The following is a 16,751-nucleotide window of genomic DNA, read 5'->3' as shown; positions in this document are numbered from 1 at the left end:
CTCACCGGTTGATGGACTGGATCTCCTCGACACTGACCGGCTGATCGTTCCCGTACTCGCCGTCGGGGAGGTCACCGCCCGCGCCGCCGGTGCCGGTCCAGGTGATCTCCCAGGTGGCGGTGGCCTGGAGGTTGAAGGTGCCGTCGCCCGACGAGCGCCGGTAGGTGACGCCACAGGGCGGCGTCTGCTTCGACTTGCCCTTGGCGTACGGCTCCCCGATCGAACCGTCTTCGTTCAGCTCGCACTTGCCGGAGGCGGGGATCCGCACGGCGTCCTCGGTGCCCGGCTTGATGCTGAGCGCGGTGGGCTTCGCGGTGGTCGTCGCCTCGATGTGCAGCCCGGGAGCGTTGAGCGAGGCGGTGACGGACACGGGCTGGAAGTCACCCTTGTCCAGCCAGGCCCAGGTGGGGAGATTGACCTTGGACGGCCCGTCGGGGGCGAGGCTGACCTTGGTGCCGGGGACCTCGATCTGCTCGTACGCGAGACCTGCGAGGGTCTCCGGATCGATGGCCTGCGGGACGTCCGGGGTCTCGCCGTTCTCGACCCAGAACGGCTCCCTGTCGCACTTGAACTGGTCGGCCATGGAGGCGTTGGGGTTCTGCTGGGCCCCCCACCACATGCCGTCCTTCTCCTTGTCGATGTTGTAGCCGTCCTTGGCGTACGCCTGGTTCTGGTCGGACATGTCACCGAGAACATCGCGCGGCGCGTCAGGGTCGTGTCGCGCACCGAAGTAGAGCCGCTGCCGGTACTCCTGGAACTCGGTGGCCTTCCACTCCGGCGCGTACCAGCAGGCGGGCGGCGTCCAGTTGGTGTCGACGGACGCGACACGGCCGCCGCCCTTGTTGTTGCCGGAGGAGGTGTAGGAGATCTTGGCTACGGCGGCGACGGTGTTGCCCTTCTTCTCGGCCGAAGTGGTGCCGTTGGTCGGTCCGTCCTCACCGGCCAGTGCCGGGCCTGCGGGGCCCGCCGCGACGAATATCAGCGAGAAGCCGACGCCGGCCAATATGAGTGGCGCTCTGCGCCCCGCCCTCACCATCACCTGCACTCCTTCGCCTCGGTCGCCACCTCGACCTGCTTGGCCCGCCACAACCCCTTGTTGCTGTCGGATGCGGTCATGAGGACCTGCCAGGAGTCGAAGTCGCTGAGGCTCGCCTCGGTGTGGTGCACCTTCTTCGTCTTCACTTCCTTGCTGTACAGCTTGCTGCTGTCGCTGCAGAAGGTGACAACGGCTGACTTCTCGCTCTTCACCGGTTCGACCTTGATGTCGGTGAAGCGCATCTCTCCGGAAATCGTGAAGCCCTTGTCGACGCGCTGCTTGATCTGGTCCTTGGCGTACTTGAACGCCGGGCTCTGATACTCCGAGTAGAACTTGTAAGCGGCGTCTTCCGTGTCCTGCTTCACGATTCCGTAGCGAATCGACTTCACGAAGTTCTCGGCGTCGTTCGCCGCTGCGGTCTGGTTCGGGTCCGACACATTCGGCTTGTCGAAGACGAGCTGCACGCTTGAGGGAAACTTCATCTCGGGGCGGTCGGCGACGGGCGCATCACTCTTCTTCCCGCCCGGCGAAGCACTCTTCTTGCCCCCCTCATCCGCCCCCGCGATCTTGTCCTTGCCGGAGTCCTTGTCGTCCCCACCCCCGCATCCACTCAGCAGCAGGGCAGCGGCAGCCGCCAGCGAGGCGGCGGCTACGGGCAGGTGGCGACTGCGGTTCACGTGTGACTCCCGGTGGGGCGACAGTTCTACAAGCCATCTGAAGGTACTGAAGTGGTCAATGCCTTCGCCAGGCTTCGCTTTGCCGAGTAGTGAATGTCTCGTGAGGCCGAGACCGTACATAGCCCTCAGTTCGGGCGCACGCGGACGAATGTCCGTCCATAAGGCTGGGGCGGATTGCAGAGAAGTCCCGCCGATGTATGGCGAGCAGCCACTGCAGGTGGGACTTTCCCGCAACCGAGCCGCCCGAGTACAGGACAGCGGCATCGCCTCGTACGCTGACAGCCAGAGTCGACAAAGGGGACGGGGACAACAGCATGGCCCGCTACACCGAAGCGCAGACCATCGCCCGCGGCGGTTTCAGCATCAAGGTGCCGGAGACCTGGTGGGAGTTCGACGTCCGCCCGGAGTCGCGCGACGCCGGCATCCGGCAGATGATCAACGACCGCGTACGCGAGCGCCCCGAGCTGGAGCCGCACCGCAACACCTTCGAGGCCTTCCTGCGCAAGGCGTCCAAGGAGGCCTGGCAGTCCGGCGCCCTCTACTGCGGCTGCATGGCGGAGAGCTTCGGCGGCGACACGCCGATCACCGGCTCGGTCACGGTCTCCCTGGTCGGCGCCCGCACGTCGAACGGCGACGTGCTGCCGACCGACCCCGCAGCGATCGTGGCCCAGCTCGGCGTACGAGAGGCCAAGCGCGAGGGCGACACGTACCGCAAGGTGAAGACGGTCGACATCCCGGGAGTGGGGATGGCGGCGCGCACGTACGGCATCGAGGACATCTCGGTCCCCGGCGACGACCGCACGATCCGCGTCGTACTGATGCAGACGTTCATCCCGGTACCGGGCCAGGAGGGCAAGGTCGCGCTGGTGGCGGGAAGCAGCCAGGTCCTGGACCTGGCCGACTCCTTCTTCGACATCTTCGACGCAGTGACGTCAACATTCCGCTTCGCGGAATAGCCGTCGTAGAAGAAGTTGCTGCCCAACATGGTGATGGCACGGCTGCTGGCCGGAGCTGGCGGCCTTGCTCCCGGCCCCGGCATCGGACGCCGCCGGATGCAGCGACCCGCACATCCGCCTGCTCCTCCTCCCGGCGCTGGGTGACGTGGACGCCCCACCTGAAGCCGTGGACATGGTCGTCGAAGCATTGGCCGCGCAGGGTGCTCCGCCCGACTGCGAGCCGACCACCTGCCTGATGGGGAGAGCGCCGCGCTGCACGAAGCACTCGCCGGGGGAACCAACTTCCCGTGATTCGGACGTAGCTGGTAACTCCGCGCCTGAGCACGGGTACTTGCGGGGCGGAACGGCGGGAGAGCCCTGGCCCGGAGGATGATCCCGGCTCTCCCGACCGCACAGCCCAGCAGCGCGGCAGATCAGCGGCGGTTCATCGCCCGCTTTACCTTCTTGCCTGCCGCCGACTCATCCAGCGTCTTCCACAGCTTCGACGAACTCACCGACGTGTAGACGCCCGGTGCGCCCTGTGCCCCGCAGCCGTCGCCGTACGAGACGACGCCTATCTGGATCGGGGCCCTGCGGCCGGGGACGTTGCGGAAGATGGGGCCGCCGCTGTCGCCCTGGCAGGAGTCCTTGGACTCGACTCCCGCGCAGAAGTTGACCTTTGAGTCGTACTCGGCGTAGCTCGTCCTGCATTCCGCGTGGGAGAGGATGGGGACCTTTACCTTGCGGAGGCGGTCCGGGGTGTTGGGGAGTTCCGCGTCCGTGTTTCCCCAGCCCGCGACCGTGGCCTTCTGGCCGGGGCGGATCAGGGCGTCCGTACCCTGGGTGGGGAGCGCGATCGGGCTGATTCCCCTGACCGGCTTGCTGAGTTGGACGAACGCCACGTCGTACGCCTCCTGGCCCTTGAGGTAGCGCGGGTGCACGACCACGCCGCCCTTCGCCACGTTGCGCAGCTGGCCCTGGCCGGAGGCGGAAAGGACCGTGCGGCCCACCGCCACCTGGAGCTTCTTCGGCTTGGTGGGCTTGCCCGCGTCGTCCACCAAACAGTGCGCCGCCGTCATGACGGTGTCCGCGGTGACCAGGCTGCCGCCGCAGAACTGGCGGTCCAGCGGGCTGCCGGCGCCCTTGTCCATCAGGGCCGCCATGAACGGGTACGCGTCGGTGGGGACTTCGGTGCCGCCGATGATCGCGTGCGCCGGCGTCGCCGTGGCGACCAGCGTCAGGGACGCGCCCGCCGTGGCCAAGGCCGTGGCCGCGGACTTCATCCGACGCTTCGCGCCGCGGTCGGTCTTGCTTGGGCGACTTGAGTGACTTGAGTGAGTTGAGTGAAAGGAAAGTCTCATGGGGGGTTGAAATTCACTTCCGTGTCGAGCAGATCAGACCAGATACAACCAGATCAGATCGGGTCGGATCGGGGCAGATCAGAGCAGGATCTCTTGGTGCGGCGCGCACTTGACTCACCGTTGCCGCAGGTCTCGGGCGTGCGTGCCGGACTGTGAGACGGGGGAGCGCGGGTGCGGGTTCATTGAGCGGGGAGGGTTGGCCCCTGGGTTGGCACCCCGGGTGGCCCCCGCCCCGCCCCACGCCACCCCCACAAATGGCCGAAGTCCACCCAACCCGAAACTCCGGGAACCACTCCCGCCCCTCCCCGCGTCATCCGTGCGGTTGATGGATCAGTCGCCCATCGGACAACCGGGCGGCTGGTGTTCCTCATCACCGCACCGTGCGGAGCCCGTTGCGCAAACGTTGGTTATTCGCGTATGCACATCCCTGTCCCTCCCTGCCCTGCGGGAATGCGTGGGAACCATGGAGTACGGATTGCGCGTGGATAACGATGAGGGGTGCGGGCCGCAGCAGTCTTAACGCGCCTTGAGGGGCTTATGTGCTGCTGATACGGTGCGATGACTTGACACTGTGCCTGGGGCTGAATAGCCCGCCCGAGGCGGGCGAAGAGAGTCGCGAGTGTCTGAAAATGACCGAATCTTCTTGGGCGTGCGGGGAGCAGTTGCGTGAAGATCCAAGAGCGTACGGGGGCGGGCAACAGCCGTTCCGCCGCGCCGGTTCAGCCAGCGGTCGGTGAGCGCCTTCCCGCGCCGCCTCGCGAGCGCAAACCGGCACTTGCCGCCCTGGCCGTTCTGCTCATCCTCGTCGGCGCACTCGGCGCCACCGTTCTCGTGCTGCGCGCCGGAGAGCGCGTGGAGGTCGTGAAGGTGACGGCGGAGATCGCGGCGGGTGAGTCGGTGACCGACGACAACGTCACCTCCGTCATGGTCGCCGACGACGCGAGCATCAACTACGTGAAGTGGTCGCAGCTCGCCGAGCTGAGGAAGCTCAAGGCCACCAACACCATCCCCAAGGGTGCCGTCGCCGTCGGCGAGATGTTCTCCGGCAAGGGCGGGCTCCCCGCGGGCAAGTCGGCCGTGGGCGTCTCCCTCAAGGAGGGGCAGTACCCCGCGGACGGCCTGAAGTCCGGCGACAGCGTGGACGTCTACCAGGTCGGCGACTCGGCCTCCTCCAGCAGCCGCGACAAGGAGACCGGCGGCTCCGCCGGATCGAGCGCGAGTGACTCGCCGATCGTCTCGGGCGCCAAGGTCAGCTCCGTCGCGGACAAGAGCGACGCCACCGTGAGCACCGGTTCCCTCGGCATCACGCTCCTGGTGGACACCGCCGACGCCGCCGCCGTCACCAGGGCCGCGTCCGCCGGTGCCGTCTCGCTCGTCCAAGTGTCACCCAACGGCAACTAGAGGCGAGTAGAAGAGACATGGCGCTCATTGCTCTCGCTGCCGACAAGGGGTCCCCCGGAGTCACCACCGCGGCCGTCGCGCTCGCAGCCGTCTGGCCGCGGCGCGTGCTCGTCGCGGAGACCGACCCCGCGGGCGGCGACCTGGTCTACCGCAGTGCCGCCGCGCACGGCGGACCGCTCAACCCCAACACCGGGATGCTCAGCATCGCGGCCACCGCCCGCCGCGGCCTCGTGCCCGACCAACTCTGGGACCACACCCAGCCGTTGAGTGGAGGCCTTGAGGTGCTCGTCGGGCTCGGCGTCGCCGAGCAGGCCGCCGGGCTCGCGGGCCTCTGGCCGACCCTCGGGCGTGCCTTCTCGCAGCTCGCCGACTCCCCGCACGCGCCCGCGGATGTGATCGCCGACTGCGGTCGCATCAGTGGGGACACCCCTGCCGTCGAGCTCTTCCCGCAGGCCGCCCTCGTGCTGCTCGTCTCGCGGACCGAGCCCGAGGCCATCGCGCGCGTGCGTGACCGTGCCGCCGCCCTGGCCGCCAAGCTGCACGGCGGATCGCGTGGAGCCGCGTCGCTCGCGACCCCGCTCATCGGCGTACTCCTGATCGCCGACCCCTCGACTTCCGCCAAGCTCGTCCACCAGGTCAACGACATGCTGGTGGCCGCGCAGACCGGTGCCCGCGTCGTCGGCACCCTCGCCGAAGACCCCGCGGGCGCGGAGCAGTTGGCGGGCCGCAAGCGCGGGCGCCTCGACAAGTCCATGCTCATCCGCTCGGCCCGCAAGGTGACCGTCGACCTCTACCAGCAGTACGGCGCCGCCTGGGCCAACCCGAACGCGGGCATGCACGGGACCGCCGGCACCCACGGGAACGCGGGCACGCACGGGGCCGGCCGATGAGTGTTCCCGTCGATCACCAGCTCGTGAAGCGGTTCCGGCAGGACGCCGGTGACCGCATCGCCGAGCAGCGCCGCCTGGACCAGGTCTCCGGCGTCACCCCCATGTCGGGCGAGGACGAGCGGCAGTACGCCCGCGCCGTCATCGCCCAGATCCTGGAGGAGTACGCCCGGATAGAGATCAACGCCGGGCGGACCCCGCTGGACGCCGAGACCGAGGAGAAGTACGCGGCCGCCGTGCACGCGGCGCTCTTCGGCGTCGGACGGCTCCAGCCGCTGCTCGACGACCCGGACGTCGAGAACATCGACATCAACGGGTGCGACCAGGTCTTCGTCGGATACGCCGACGGGCGTGAGGCCAAGGCCGATCCGGTCGCCGAGACCGACGAGGAACTCGTCGAGCTCATCCAGATCCTGGGTGCGTACTCCGGTCTCTCCTCGCGCCCCTTCGACTCCGCCAACCCGCAGCTCGACCTCCGGCTCCCCGACGGCTCGCGTCTGTCGGCCGTCATGGACGTCACGCGGCGCCCCGCGCTCTCCATCCGACGTGCCCGCATGGGCAAGGTCTTCATGTCGGACCTGGTGGGCAACGGCACGGTGACCCCCGAGGTCGCGCACTTCCTGGCGTGCGCGGTGCGGGCCCGCAAGAACATCATGATCGCGGGCGCGACGAACGCCGGAAAGACGACCCTCCTTCGCGCCCTCGCCAACGAGATCCCGCCGCAGGAGCGTCTGGTGACCGTCGAGCGGGCCCTGGAGCTCGGCCTCGACCAGTTCGCCGACCTGCACCCGAACGTCGTCGCCTTCGAGGAGCGCCTGCCCAACTCCGAGGGCCAGGGCATGATCTCGATGGCGGAGCTCGTGCGCCGGTCGCTGCGCATGAACCCCTCGCGCGTCATCGTCGGTGAGGTCCTCGGCGACGAGATCGTGACGATGCTGAACGCGATGTCCCAGGGCAACGACGGTTCGCTCTCCACGATCCACGCCAACAGCTCGAGTGAGGTCTTCAACCGCATCTCGACGTACGCCCTCCAGGCCGCCGAGCGACTGCCCATCGAGGCCAGCCAGATGCTCGTGGCCGGAGCCGTCAACTTCGTCGTCTTCATCCAGCGGCGCAACAACTACCAGACCGGCGGCAAGCTCCAGCGCATGGTGACCTCGGTCCGCGAGGTCAACGGCGTCGACGGCCGTGTCCTGTCCAGCGAGGTCTTCGCGGAGGCCTCGAACGGGCAGGTCGTCGCGCACGCGCCGATCGCCTGCCTGGACGACCTGGCCCAATTCGGATACCGCCCCGCCGGGCAATGGGGGTGAGCACGACATGAACTCACTCGGCTCGATGGGCGGCCTCTTCTCGCTGCCCGTCCTGTACGCACTGGGCTGCGGCATCGCGGTCGGCGGTGGCCTCGCGGTCCTCGCGATCGCGCTGCGCGGTCTGCCGGTGAAACCCGAGCACGAGAAGCAGAAGGCCAGCGAGCGGATGAGCGAACTCATCCGGTTCGCGGGGCAGCGCGGCTCGCTCGCGATCGGCGTGGGACTGGTCGTCCTGCTGCTCACGCGCTGGGCGGTGGCGGGCATCGCGTCCGGCATCCTCGTCTTCTTCTGGGACAAGCTGTTCGGCGGAGCGGCCGAGGAGCGCTCGCAGATGAAGCGCGTCGAGGCCCTCGCCGCCTGGACGGAGTCCCTGCGCGACACCATCGCGGGCGCGGTCGGCCTGGAGCAGGCGATCCCCGCTTCGGCGCGGGCGGCTGCCCCGGTGCTCCGCCCCCACCTGGACGCCCTGGTGGACCGGCTGCGTGCGCGTACGCCGCTTCCCGAGGCCCTGCAGATACTGGCCGACGAGATCGACGACGCGTCCGCGGACATCATCGTGGCGGCGCTGATCCTGAACGCGAAGCTGCGCGGCCCCGGTCTGCGACAGGTGCTCGGCGCGCTCGCCAAGTCGGCGCGCGAAGAGGTCGACATGCGCCAGCGCGTGATGTCGCAGCGGGCGTCGACGCGACGCTCGGTGCAGATCGTGGTCGCGGTGTCGATCGCCTTCGTCCTCGGCCTCTCGATCTTCAACCGTGACTTCGTCGAGCCGTACGGCACGGCGGTCGGCCAGCTCGTACTCGCCTGTGTCTGCGGCCTGTTCGCGCTCGGCTTCTGGTGGCTGCGCAAGCTCTCCACCGTGGAGACGCCGGACCGCTTCCTGGTCCGGGACGAGCCCGGCGTGCAGTTCGTGCGGCCGCGGGGTCCGGGAACGGCTTCCGTCCCCGGTGCCGGTGAGCAGGCGCCCCTGACGGGCCCGTCCGGTCCGTACGGGCAGGCCGGCCAGCCCGGGCCGCAGGGCCAGCCCGGCCAGACCGGCTACGCGAATCCCGAAGGGGTACGTCGATGAGCCTGACGATGCCGATAGTGATCGGCGCGATCATGGGCCTGGGCATCTACGCCCTCGTACGTGCCCTGATGCCTTCCAAGCGGAGTGCGGTCGCCACGGTCGCGCGGATCGACGCGATGCGGGCGCGGGGGGCGGCCTACGAGTCGCACCGTGCTCCGGCCGGTGACGGCAAGAAGAACCCCGGCCGGCTGGGTTCGACACGTGCCCGGGTGGGCGCGCGGGTCGCCGAGTTCTACCTCGAGCAGGGCTGGGAGCAGCGGTCGCTGCGCGCCGACCTGGCGGTGCTCGACCGCAGCTGGGAGAAGTTCCTGGCGACGAAGACGCTGCTCGCGGCCACCGGGGTCTTCTTCGGGCCGTTCATCTTCGCCGTCATCTGGACGCTGGGTGTCGGCAGCAGTCCGATCATCCCGGTCTGGCTGGCGCTGACGTTCGGTGTTCTCTTCTTCTTCCTGCCGGACCTCGAGGTGCGTCGGGATGCCGCGGACAAGCGGCGCGACCTCCGTCGTGTCATCGGCGCCTACCTGGACCTGGTGTCGATGAGCCTGGCGGGTGGCCGCGGCCTCCCCGAGGCACTGATGGCGGCGGCGGAGATCTCCGACGGATGGGCGACGAAGCGGATCCGGAGCGCCCTGGCCGATGCGCGCATCACCGGCATCAGCCAGTGGCAGGCACTCGGCGCCCTCGGCGAGGAACTGGGCATCGAAGAGCTCAAGGACCTGTCGGCGTCGCTCGCCCTCGTGGCGGACGACGGCGCGAAGGTCCGCGAGTCGCTCGCTTCCCGCGCGGAGACGATGCGGCACCGCGAGATGGCCGAGATCGAGGGCAGCGCGGGCGAGAAGTCCCAGTCGATGCTCGTCGCCCAGCTCCTCCTCTGCGCGGGCTTCCTGGTCTTCCTGATCTTCCCCGCGGCCATGCGCGTGTTCCAGGTCTAGCGACTTTTACGGCGATGGACGGGCCGGCCGACGGGGGCGGCCCGACAACCTTCCCCCCACTCCTGAGAGGACAACTCACCATGAACGGACGGAACTTCAGCACCGGCAACCCGGCTGTGGACTTCCTGGTCACCTTCCTGAAGGGCCGCGTGCAGCGTGCCCGCTCCGGCGAGCTCGACCGCGGTGCGTCCGCGGTCGAGTGGGTCATCATCTCGGCGGTCGTCGTGGCGATCGTCGGCGTGGTCGCCGCCGTCATCAACGGCGCGCTGAAGGGCGGCGCGGAGGACGTGAAGAAGTGCATCGAGGGCGCTGACGCAGACGGCACCTGCTGATCAGCCGTTGACCGGGGAGCGAAGGGCGGGGACGAGTGCGCGGGTGCGTGAAGCGATGGGTACGCCGCAGGGTGGAGGCAGCCTCCACCCGCGGTGAATCCGGCATGACCGCGATCGAGTTCGTGCTGCTCACTCCGGTCCTCTTCTTCATGATCTTCGCGACGGTGCAGTTCGCGCTGTACTTCTTCGCGGATCATGTCGCGCAGGCCGCGGCCCAGGCGGGCGCGCGCAAGGCCCGCGCCACCGCCGACGAGAACGCGGGGTGGCGGGGCGATGCGCGGGACGTGGTCGACGACTACATCCGGCAGCTCGGCCCCCAGTTGGTCCTCAACCCGGACGTGAAGACGTTCGAGCCGAAGGCGAACACGGTCGGCGTGGAGATCACCGCGAAGGTGCCGACGGTCTTTCCCGGCCTCGACATGACGGTCCACGCGCGGTCGGCGGGCCCGGTGGAGCGGTTCGTGGAGGAGGACGGCTGATGAGGAACGCATGGGTCCGTGCTGTCCTCCATGGGCTGCGCGCAGAGGGCCGCGGGTCGGACGGCGGGTCGGGCCACAGGGCAGGCTGCCGGTCGGGTCACAGCTCGGATCGAGGGCTGTCGACCGTCGAGGTGGTCATCCTCGCGCCCGTGATGATCCTCTTCATCCTGGTCCTGGTGGCCTTCGGCCAGCTCGTCGACGGGCGGGGCGCCGTCGACGGCGCGGCGCGTGACGCGGCGCGTGCCGGTTCGATCCAGAAGGACCAGGGCACGGCGATGAGCGAGGCGAAGGCGGCAGCGGCGGCCAACCTCACGGACGTCTGCGTCGGCCCGGTCGACGTCAGGAAGACGAGCAACGGCTTCGTCTCCGGCACGTTCTTCACGGTGGAAGTGAGCTGCAAGGTGCGGGGTCTCGGCCTGCTCGGCCTCGACATGCAGACGACGCTGAAGGCCAGCTTCAGCTCGTCCCTCGACCCCTACCGGAGGTCGGCATGAGCGTCGGCGTGAGCATCGCTCCTCGTGTACGTGCCTGGGCCGCCGCCCGCCGCGAACGCCTCGACGACCGCGGCTCCGGCGCGGGCGCCGTCATCATCTTCGCGCTCGTCTTCCTCTCGCTCTCGGCCTTCGTCATCGACGGCGGCATGTCCATCTCCAAGCGGGAGCGGGCCGCGGACATCGCGGAACAGGCCGCGCGCTACGCCGCGCAGGACCTCGACACCGAGGGCATCTACGAAGGTGCCAAGGGCGCACCCATCAACTACGAGAACTGCGGCGCCCGAGCCCAGGAGTACGCCCGCTCGACGGGCATGCGCGGCGCGGACGTCGCGGCGACGCACTGCGTGACGGCGAACGCGAACCAGGTCGAGGTCGAGGTCCAGCTGACCTACAGCCCGGTGTTCACCGGGATGTTCTACGGCGGCGACGTGACGGTACGGGGACGCGCGATCGCGGAGAACGCGGTCGGCTGACGGGGCCGGTGTCCTGTTCGGCCCTGCTAGTCGCCCTCGCCCTTCTTCTTTCCCTTGCCGCCCTTTTCCTTCACGCCCTCCGAGACGTCCTTCGCGAGCTTGTCGTCCAGCTTCTTGAACTCGCGTACGACCGCGTCGGACATGTCGGCGAGGGCCTCCAACTGCTGGGTGATGTCCTCGCGGCCGTCTTCCCAGTTGGACTCGAAGTCCTCCAGCGCGTCGTACACCCCGCCGTCGCCGATGTCGTCCTTGTAGGACTCGAAGGTCTTCTTCGTGCGGTTCATGCGGTCCTTGACGGACCGCAACCGGCTTCCGTAGTCCTCCAGATCACTGAGCGGGAGCGCGAGGTCGCTCTTGCCCTTGCCTGCCATTCCGTGTCCCCCTCAGTGCTCTTCGGCCGCCGCTATACGAAGCGGAACGTGCCCGTCACCGCATCGAAGATGTCGTGGAACGCCTCGGCCAGGTCGAGGACGGGGCTGGCTCCGGAGACGATTATGACCTGTTCCGTGGTTCCGGGGACGGGTATATACGTCTGGGTCAGCGCCATGCGCAGGGTGCGGGTGTCGCCCTGGGCGACGGGTACGTCCTCGACGCCGACGGTGCGGGCGGCCATGCCGACTTCGGGGATCTCGACGGTGGTCACGGTGCGCCAGGCGTCGCCATCGCGGCGGGGCGTGATGGTACGCAGACTCTCGGAGATCACCCTGGGGTCGGTCGAGAGGGCCACGCCCTGCTTGTTCTTGGCGCCGATGACGGAGACGGTGACGGTTGCGGTCAGCGGGATTCCGTCGAAGTTCTCGGCCATGCAGCCCATGTAGAGGGCGCCGGAGTCGTGGGCTTCCTTCGCCATCTTGCGAAGGATGTTCGTCAAGTCAGCACGGTGGGGGCCGAGGTCAGGAATCTCCCGGACCCGCTCGTCGATGAGGGCACGGATGGTGGCTTCGCGGCCTTCGGGGCGGATGTCGAACTCCCACCAGGAATCCGGCACGGAGAGGGAGATGCCCACCGGCGCTGGAGGGCGGGGAGTCGGACTGCTCATGGTGACCGTTCTCTTCTTGAGGTGAGGCAGGACGCCGGACCGGCGAGGATGTCTGCTGGCTGGTGGAAGATCACGCCATGGGAATGTGCAGCTCGTCCGTCATGATGGAGAGCAGCCTGTCAGTCTCGATTTCCGGTGGGCTGTAGGTGAAGGACCTGATGCGCGAGACGAATTCACCGGGCAACGTGATGTGATACGTCTCGACGTAGTAGGCGAGGTCCTCGCGCCACAGCCACTCGCCATCGGTATAGAGGGAGCCGATACCGGAGAGGAGAGGCGCGTCAGGATCCAGGACATCCGGGCCCGCACTCATCTCACTCCAAATGCCTGTGCTGTTGCGCAGATAGGAGGTGATGCGATCTTCGTCGGGAACTCCTGCCGAGTTGGTGAATTCCCTGATGGAGCCGGACGTCGGGAGCCCCCAGCCCGGTGACAACTCTTCGAAGAATCCCGCGACTTTAATCATTGTTCCTCGTTGGAGTGTGGAATGTGGGGTGTGGAAGGTGGTCGTGAAGTCAGCTCTCAGGCCATGGGGAGGAAGGTCAGCCATGAACCGTTGTCCTTGATGAATGGAACAAACGGTCCGTCGCCGAATACTTCCTTCGGTACTCCTACCGCGTTGGTCGGCGCCTTCACCGGAACTCCCAGTTGGTTGGCCATATCTTGAATCACGTGAGGCTGGGCCACGCCTGAATGGCATGTCAACATCCTGATGGGCTCACCATTGTAGCCAGGGATACGGTTGATGGTGTCGAGTACGTGGTTGGGGTGAACCGCATGCCCACCAGCGTCCGCGCCGACTCGGTTCACCTCTCCGGCGATCATCTGCCCGTCGACGGTGCCGTGGATAATGACGTCCTGGTGCCCCGGTAGTCTTTGCGAGACATCGAAGTTGCGCAAGGTCGCCGAGTCGTACCCAATGGCGGTAACGCCATCCTTGTGGTAAATGGGCATGCCTGACGGTAGGAAATCGTCGGGGGTCCTGGTGGGCGGAGCAATTCTGCTGTCCTTGCTCTTGCCCATGAAGTCGAAAGCGACAGACCGTATGTTCTTGAGGTCGCGGACGTTGTTCGCGATGTTCTTGAGGCCGCCGCCGATACCTTTCATGGCTCCGGCGCCGAGTGCTTTCAGCCCGCCTGCTTTCCAGAGCTTGCCGAGCTTGGCCAGGCTGGTGATGCCCTTCGTCGCGGGTATGCAGTCGAGGGCGGCCCATATGAGGTCGCCCCAGCCTGCTTCGCCATTGGCGACCTTTCTTATGGTGTCCGCCATCACCACCAGGGCCGCAGCGAAGACCAGCCATCCGAGCGGCCCACCGACGATCATCACGATGATGCCGACAACGGCCACGATTATTTTGCAGACGGTGACGATCTCGTCCCAGTGGTCCGCGACCCAGTCGGTAGCCTCCTCCCACCAGTGACGGTTGGGGATGCCCGCGTCCGAGGCTTCCTCCAGCTTTTTCACCGTGCGACGGGCGGCGTCGTCGCGTATCCCCCTGGCCTGGTTGGCGAGCTTCTTCGCCGCGTCGAGTGCACTCTGGGCGGCGTCGACGTCGCCTTGGGCGGACTCTTGCTTCTCCTTGGCGCGGGTCGCGTTGCGCGTGGCCTGGCGGACCTCGGTCTCGTCCGGCTTCGGGACCTTCTTGCCGGAACTCTTGTCCGCGTCGTAGGAGTCGGCCTTCTTCGTGGCCGTCTTCACCCAGTCGTTCGCGCCCGTCAATGCGGTTTGGGCGGTGGAGAGTTGCTCGCGGGCCGCACGGCCGTCGCGCAGGGCCTTGTCCGCCTTGGTCTGAGCTTCCTCGAGATCCGGCCAGTAGGAGGCGAGGGCGTCTCCCGCGAGGTTGTAGCTCTTCTTGAGTTTCTTCAACTTGCCGGGGGCGTCCTCGAATTCCGCGGTGAAGGTGTCCGCGGTCTTCCCTGCCCAAGAGAGGATCGCGTCCTCACCGGCCATGCCCTTGATGTCGCGCAGGACTCTGGACACGTCGTCGGCGAAGTCGTGCAGGTTCTTCGCGAGATTCCGTACGCGATCCGGATCGCCAGGAGTCGGATCCTTGTCCAAGTCGAGTATGTGCCAGTCGGCTGGACGGTGTGACACGTGTTTCCCCCGTAACACCGGAAACGCTTGCGCTAGAACGTGCGGACGAGGCTATCGGCCTTGGGTCAGCGGTTGATCGACTGGATTTCCTGGACGTTCATGTCCTGGGTCGTCTCGAAGGTGCCGTCGGGCATCGTGTCGCCTGCGCCGCCCGTGCCCTCCCAGGAGATTTCCCAGGTGATGGAGGCCTTGAGCTGGAACGGCTTCCCGTCCGTGGCCCGGAGGTATTTGATGCCGCACGGCGGGTCCTGCTTCGACTTGCCCTTGGTGTAGGGCGTGCCGATGCTGCCGTCTTCGTTGATCTCGCATTCGCCGGATGCGGGGAAAGTTTCCGCGTCGGCAGTGCCCGGTTCCAGGTGGAGGCTCTTCGGCTTTGCCGTTGTCTCCGCCCAGAGCGGGGTGTTCGGGAGTTCCGCGCGGACCTTGACGTCCTTGAATGTTCCCTTGTCCAGCCACGCCCAAGTCGGCAGATTGACCGTCGACTTGGCCTCGGGCTTCAACTCCACTTTGGTGTCGGGGACCTTGACCTTGTCGTAGGCGTACTCGGCGAGCATCTCCGGAGTCGGGGCGTTCGGGTCGTCCGGGATCTCGCCCGCGTCCACCCAGAACATGATGCGGCCGCAGTCCCAGGACTTGGGGTCGGAGGGGTCGGGCGCGACGCCGCGCCAGAAGTATCCCTTCTTGCCCTCGTTGTAGTCCTTGTAGCCCTCGGCGACGCTGTTCTTGGGGGAGTGGAGGTCGAAGTTGTCCTCCGGCTTACCGTCCCGGTAGTGGTCGGTCCAGAGGCCGTTGCCGAACCACGACTGGTGGATGCCGACGTCGCCGCCGCCGTCGTTCTCCGCGAAGTCCTTGAGTTGTGCGGGAGTGAAAGCCGGCTCGTACCAACAGGCCGGGGGCTCCCAGTTGGGGTCGATGGGTGCGAGGTTGCCCTTCTTGCCCCCGCCGCCCCCGCCACTCACGTACTTAATTTTGATCTGGGAGGTCTTGGCCGACAGGTTTCCATTGTTGTCCGCGCCGCCCTCCACCGGGGCGGGGGGCGGCTGAGTGGTACCGCCGGGTATGTCGTCGGCCTGCGCTGTTCCTGCGGATCCCAGTGTCAGGGCGGCCACTCCGGCCGCCACGAGCCACTGCCGTGCGCGAAGGTTCCTGGTCATCCGCGGCATTCCTTGACCCTCCCCTGGACCTCGATCGTCTGCGCTTTCCACACCTTTGCGTCGCTCTTCGGCGGGCTCATGAGCACGCTGAACTTCTGGTAGCTGTCGAGCGATTCCTTGCCGTAATGGATCTTGCCGCCCTTGATGTCCTTGCTGAACGACTTCGCCTGGTTTCGGCAGAACGTGACGAGAACGGCTTTGCCCTCGCCCAGCTCGGTCGCCTGGGGCTTGAAGTAGCGGTCCGTTCCGGTGGGCACCCAGCCACCCTTGACCCACGTCTTGATCTGCGTCTTCGCGTACTGGGCCGCTTGTGCAGCCGAGTAGTACTTGTAGGCGGGGTCGTTCTCGTCCTGCTGCGCGATGCCGTGTTTCAGGGCGCGGATGTAGTTGGCTGCGTTGTCGACCGCCGCCGCCTGCTTGGGGTCCGACGGCTTGCTGAAGTCGAAGACCAGGTTCAGGTCCTTGGGCACGCTGAGGTCCGGGCTGCCGTCGTCCTTGGACGGAGAGGCGGACGGCTTGCCCCCGCCCTTCCCCGCCCCCTCGATCCCGTCCGAGGAGTCACTCCCGCCACCCCCACAGGCAGTCAGGAGCAGAGTCGCGCTCGTCACCAGCGCGGTCAGGGCGGGCATGGTGCGACGGGCCACGATTGCAGTCCCCCAGGGTTCGGCAGTTCGGCAGAGTTCGAGATGTGTGCAGGAGAGAATGGAGCCGGACGAAGTTATCAGGCGTGGGTTACCAGTACTGGTGGGCCCTGTGAAGGCTCTCGTGTTCCGTGCGGTGACGGAAGCGAACAGTCGTCAAGTGCTACGCGGGCGCAGCGAATCCGTGCCGGAACTGTGACGCGTGGCGCGGAGTGCCCTCCCCGAACGGGAAATAGCGGGCAATCAGCCGGTAACCGGGGAGAGGGAGAGCGGGCGGGATTCCGTCCCGGGCGCGTGCGGAGAGTTGGTCTTACGGTGCGAACCGTGGCTAAGCGGACACCCGTAGAAGGCTGCCCGAGGCCGCAGCCCCCGTTGCCCCTGTCTGACCTCCGGCCCCTTCCGTACCATCGCCTCAGTACGCTCAGCGCACAGACGTACCG

19 protein-coding genes are annotated in these 16,751 nt (G+C 67.3%); 10 read left to right on the top strand and 9 right to left on the bottom strand.

What is annotated here, in order from left to right; translation table 11 throughout:
- Position 1: 1 nt before the first annotated feature.
- Positions 2 to 1,036, bottom strand: a complete 1,035-nt coding sequence (locus OG302_RS18770; RefSeq protein WP_371527833.1) for a hypothetical protein — start codon at positions 1,034 to 1,036, stop codon at positions 2 to 4.
- Positions 1,036 to 1,713, bottom strand: coding sequence for a hypothetical protein (locus OG302_RS18765; protein WP_371527832.1), 678 nt, complete (start codon positions 1,711 to 1,713; stop codon positions 1,036 to 1,038). The genes OG302_RS18770 and OG302_RS18765 overlap by 1 nt, the downstream gene beginning before the upstream one ends.
- A 314-nt stretch (positions 1,714 to 2,027) precedes the next feature.
- Between OG302_RS18765 and OG302_RS18760 the strand changes: the two genes are divergently transcribed.
- Positions 2,028 to 2,669: a hypothetical protein gene (locus OG302_RS18760; RefSeq protein WP_371527831.1), complete on the top strand. Its 642-nt coding sequence runs from the start codon at positions 2,028 to 2,030 to the stop codon at positions 2,667 to 2,669.
- 413 nt (positions 2,670 to 3,082) lie between these two features.
- Here the strand turns inward: OG302_RS18760 and OG302_RS18755 are convergent, their stop codons facing one another.
- Entirely contained in the window at positions 3,083 to 3,931 is an 849-nt protein-coding gene (locus OG302_RS18755; RefSeq protein ID WP_371527830.1) for a trypsin-like serine protease, read from the bottom strand.
- A gap of 744 nt (positions 3,932 to 4,675) precedes the next feature.
- On the opposite strand from OG302_RS18755, the gene OG302_RS18750 reads away from it, so the two are divergent.
- The 9 genes from OG302_RS18750 to OG302_RS18710 all read left to right on the top strand — a co-directional run bounded on the left by OG302_RS18750 (position 4,676) and on the right by OG302_RS18710 (position 11,383).
- On the top strand, positions 4,676 to 5,410 hold the full coding sequence (locus tag OG302_RS18750; protein WP_371527829.1) for an RcpC/CpaB family pilus assembly protein: 735 nt from the start codon (positions 4,676 to 4,678) through the stop codon (positions 5,408 to 5,410).
- A 17-nt stretch (positions 5,411 to 5,427) separates the two neighbouring features.
- Positions 5,428 to 6,300: a hypothetical protein gene (locus tag OG302_RS18745; RefSeq protein ID WP_361836939.1), complete on the top strand. Its 873-nt coding sequence runs from the start codon at positions 5,428 to 5,430 to the stop codon at positions 6,298 to 6,300.
- Positions 6,297 to 7,607: a CpaF family protein gene (locus tag OG302_RS18740; protein WP_371527828.1), complete on the top strand. Its 1,311-nt coding sequence runs from the start codon at positions 6,297 to 6,299 to the stop codon at positions 7,605 to 7,607. Before OG302_RS18745 ends, OG302_RS18740 begins: the two co-directional genes overlap by 4 nt.
- Before the next feature lie 7 nt (positions 7,608 to 7,614).
- Complete coding sequence (locus tag OG302_RS18735; protein ID WP_371527827.1) at positions 7,615 to 8,673, top strand: type II secretion system F family protein; 1,059 nt, start codon at positions 7,615 to 7,617, stop codon at positions 8,671 to 8,673.
- Entirely contained in the window at positions 8,670 to 9,605 is a 936-nt protein-coding gene (locus OG302_RS18730; protein WP_371527826.1) for a type II secretion system F family protein, read from the top strand. Before OG302_RS18735 ends, OG302_RS18730 begins: the two co-directional genes overlap by 4 nt.
- A gap of 80 nt (positions 9,606 to 9,685) precedes the next feature.
- The gene (locus tag OG302_RS18725) at positions 9,686 to 9,937 is read left to right on the top strand and encodes a hypothetical protein (RefSeq protein ID WP_361836948.1); all 252 of its coding nucleotides are present in this window, start codon (positions 9,686 to 9,688) and stop codon (positions 9,935 to 9,937) included.
- A 104-nt stretch (positions 9,938 to 10,041) separates the two neighbouring features.
- The gene (locus tag OG302_RS18720; RefSeq protein ID WP_371527825.1) at positions 10,042 to 10,416 is read left to right on the top strand and encodes a TadE family protein; all 375 of its coding nucleotides are present in this window, start codon (positions 10,042 to 10,044) and stop codon (positions 10,414 to 10,416) included.
- Between the two features lie 116 nt (positions 10,417 to 10,532).
- A complete protein-coding gene (locus tag OG302_RS18715) occupies positions 10,533 to 10,910 on the top strand; it encodes a TadE/TadG family type IV pilus assembly protein (RefSeq protein WP_371750161.1) in 378 nt (125 codons plus the stop codon).
- On the top strand, positions 10,907 to 11,383 hold the full coding sequence (locus OG302_RS18710) for a pilus assembly protein TadG-related protein (protein ID WP_371527824.1): 477 nt from the start codon (positions 10,907 to 10,909) through the stop codon (positions 11,381 to 11,383). Before OG302_RS18715 ends, OG302_RS18710 begins: the two co-directional genes overlap by 4 nt.
- A 26-nt stretch (positions 11,384 to 11,409) precedes the next feature.
- On the opposite strand, the gene OG302_RS18705 is transcribed toward OG302_RS18710, so the two are convergent.
- The 6 genes from OG302_RS18705 to OG302_RS18680 form a co-directional block, all read right to left on the bottom strand.
- The gene (locus tag OG302_RS18705) at positions 11,410 to 11,754 is read right to left on the bottom strand and encodes a hypothetical protein (protein WP_371527823.1); all 345 of its coding nucleotides are present in this window, start codon (positions 11,752 to 11,754) and stop codon (positions 11,410 to 11,412) included.
- Between the two features lie 32 nt (positions 11,755 to 11,786).
- Positions 11,787 to 12,422 (bottom strand): hypothetical protein, encoded by a 636-nt coding sequence (locus OG302_RS18700; RefSeq protein ID WP_371527822.1) that lies wholly within the window; start codon positions 12,420 to 12,422, stop codon positions 11,787 to 11,789.
- Positions 12,423 to 12,492: 70 nt separating this feature from the next.
- Positions 12,493 to 12,972, bottom strand: coding sequence for a hypothetical protein (locus tag OG302_RS18695; RefSeq protein ID WP_371527821.1), 480 nt, complete (start codon positions 12,970 to 12,972; stop codon positions 12,493 to 12,495).
- Positions 12,945 to 14,480 (bottom strand): putative T7SS-secreted protein, encoded by a 1,536-nt coding sequence (locus OG302_RS18690; protein ID WP_371527820.1) that lies wholly within the window; start codon positions 14,478 to 14,480, stop codon positions 12,945 to 12,947. Before OG302_RS18690 ends, OG302_RS18695 begins: the two co-directional genes overlap by 28 nt.
- Before the next feature lie 101 nt (positions 14,481 to 14,581).
- On the bottom strand, positions 14,582 to 15,679 hold the full coding sequence (locus OG302_RS18685) for a hypothetical protein (protein WP_371527819.1): 1,098 nt from the start codon (positions 15,677 to 15,679) through the stop codon (positions 14,582 to 14,584).
- Complete coding sequence (locus tag OG302_RS18680) at positions 15,667 to 16,314, bottom strand: hypothetical protein (RefSeq protein WP_371527818.1); 648 nt, start codon at positions 16,312 to 16,314, stop codon at positions 15,667 to 15,669. The genes OG302_RS18685 and OG302_RS18680 overlap by 13 nt, the downstream gene beginning before the upstream one ends.
- Positions 16,315 to 16,751 lie beyond the last annotated feature (437 nt).

This window comes from Streptomyces sp. NBC_01283 (assembly GCF_041435335.1).
GTDB lineage: Bacteria > Actinomycetota > Actinomycetes > Streptomycetales > Streptomycetaceae > Streptomyces.
Note: the sequence above shows the minus strand (reverse complement) of the source record. Positions and strands in the feature narration are given on the sequence as shown.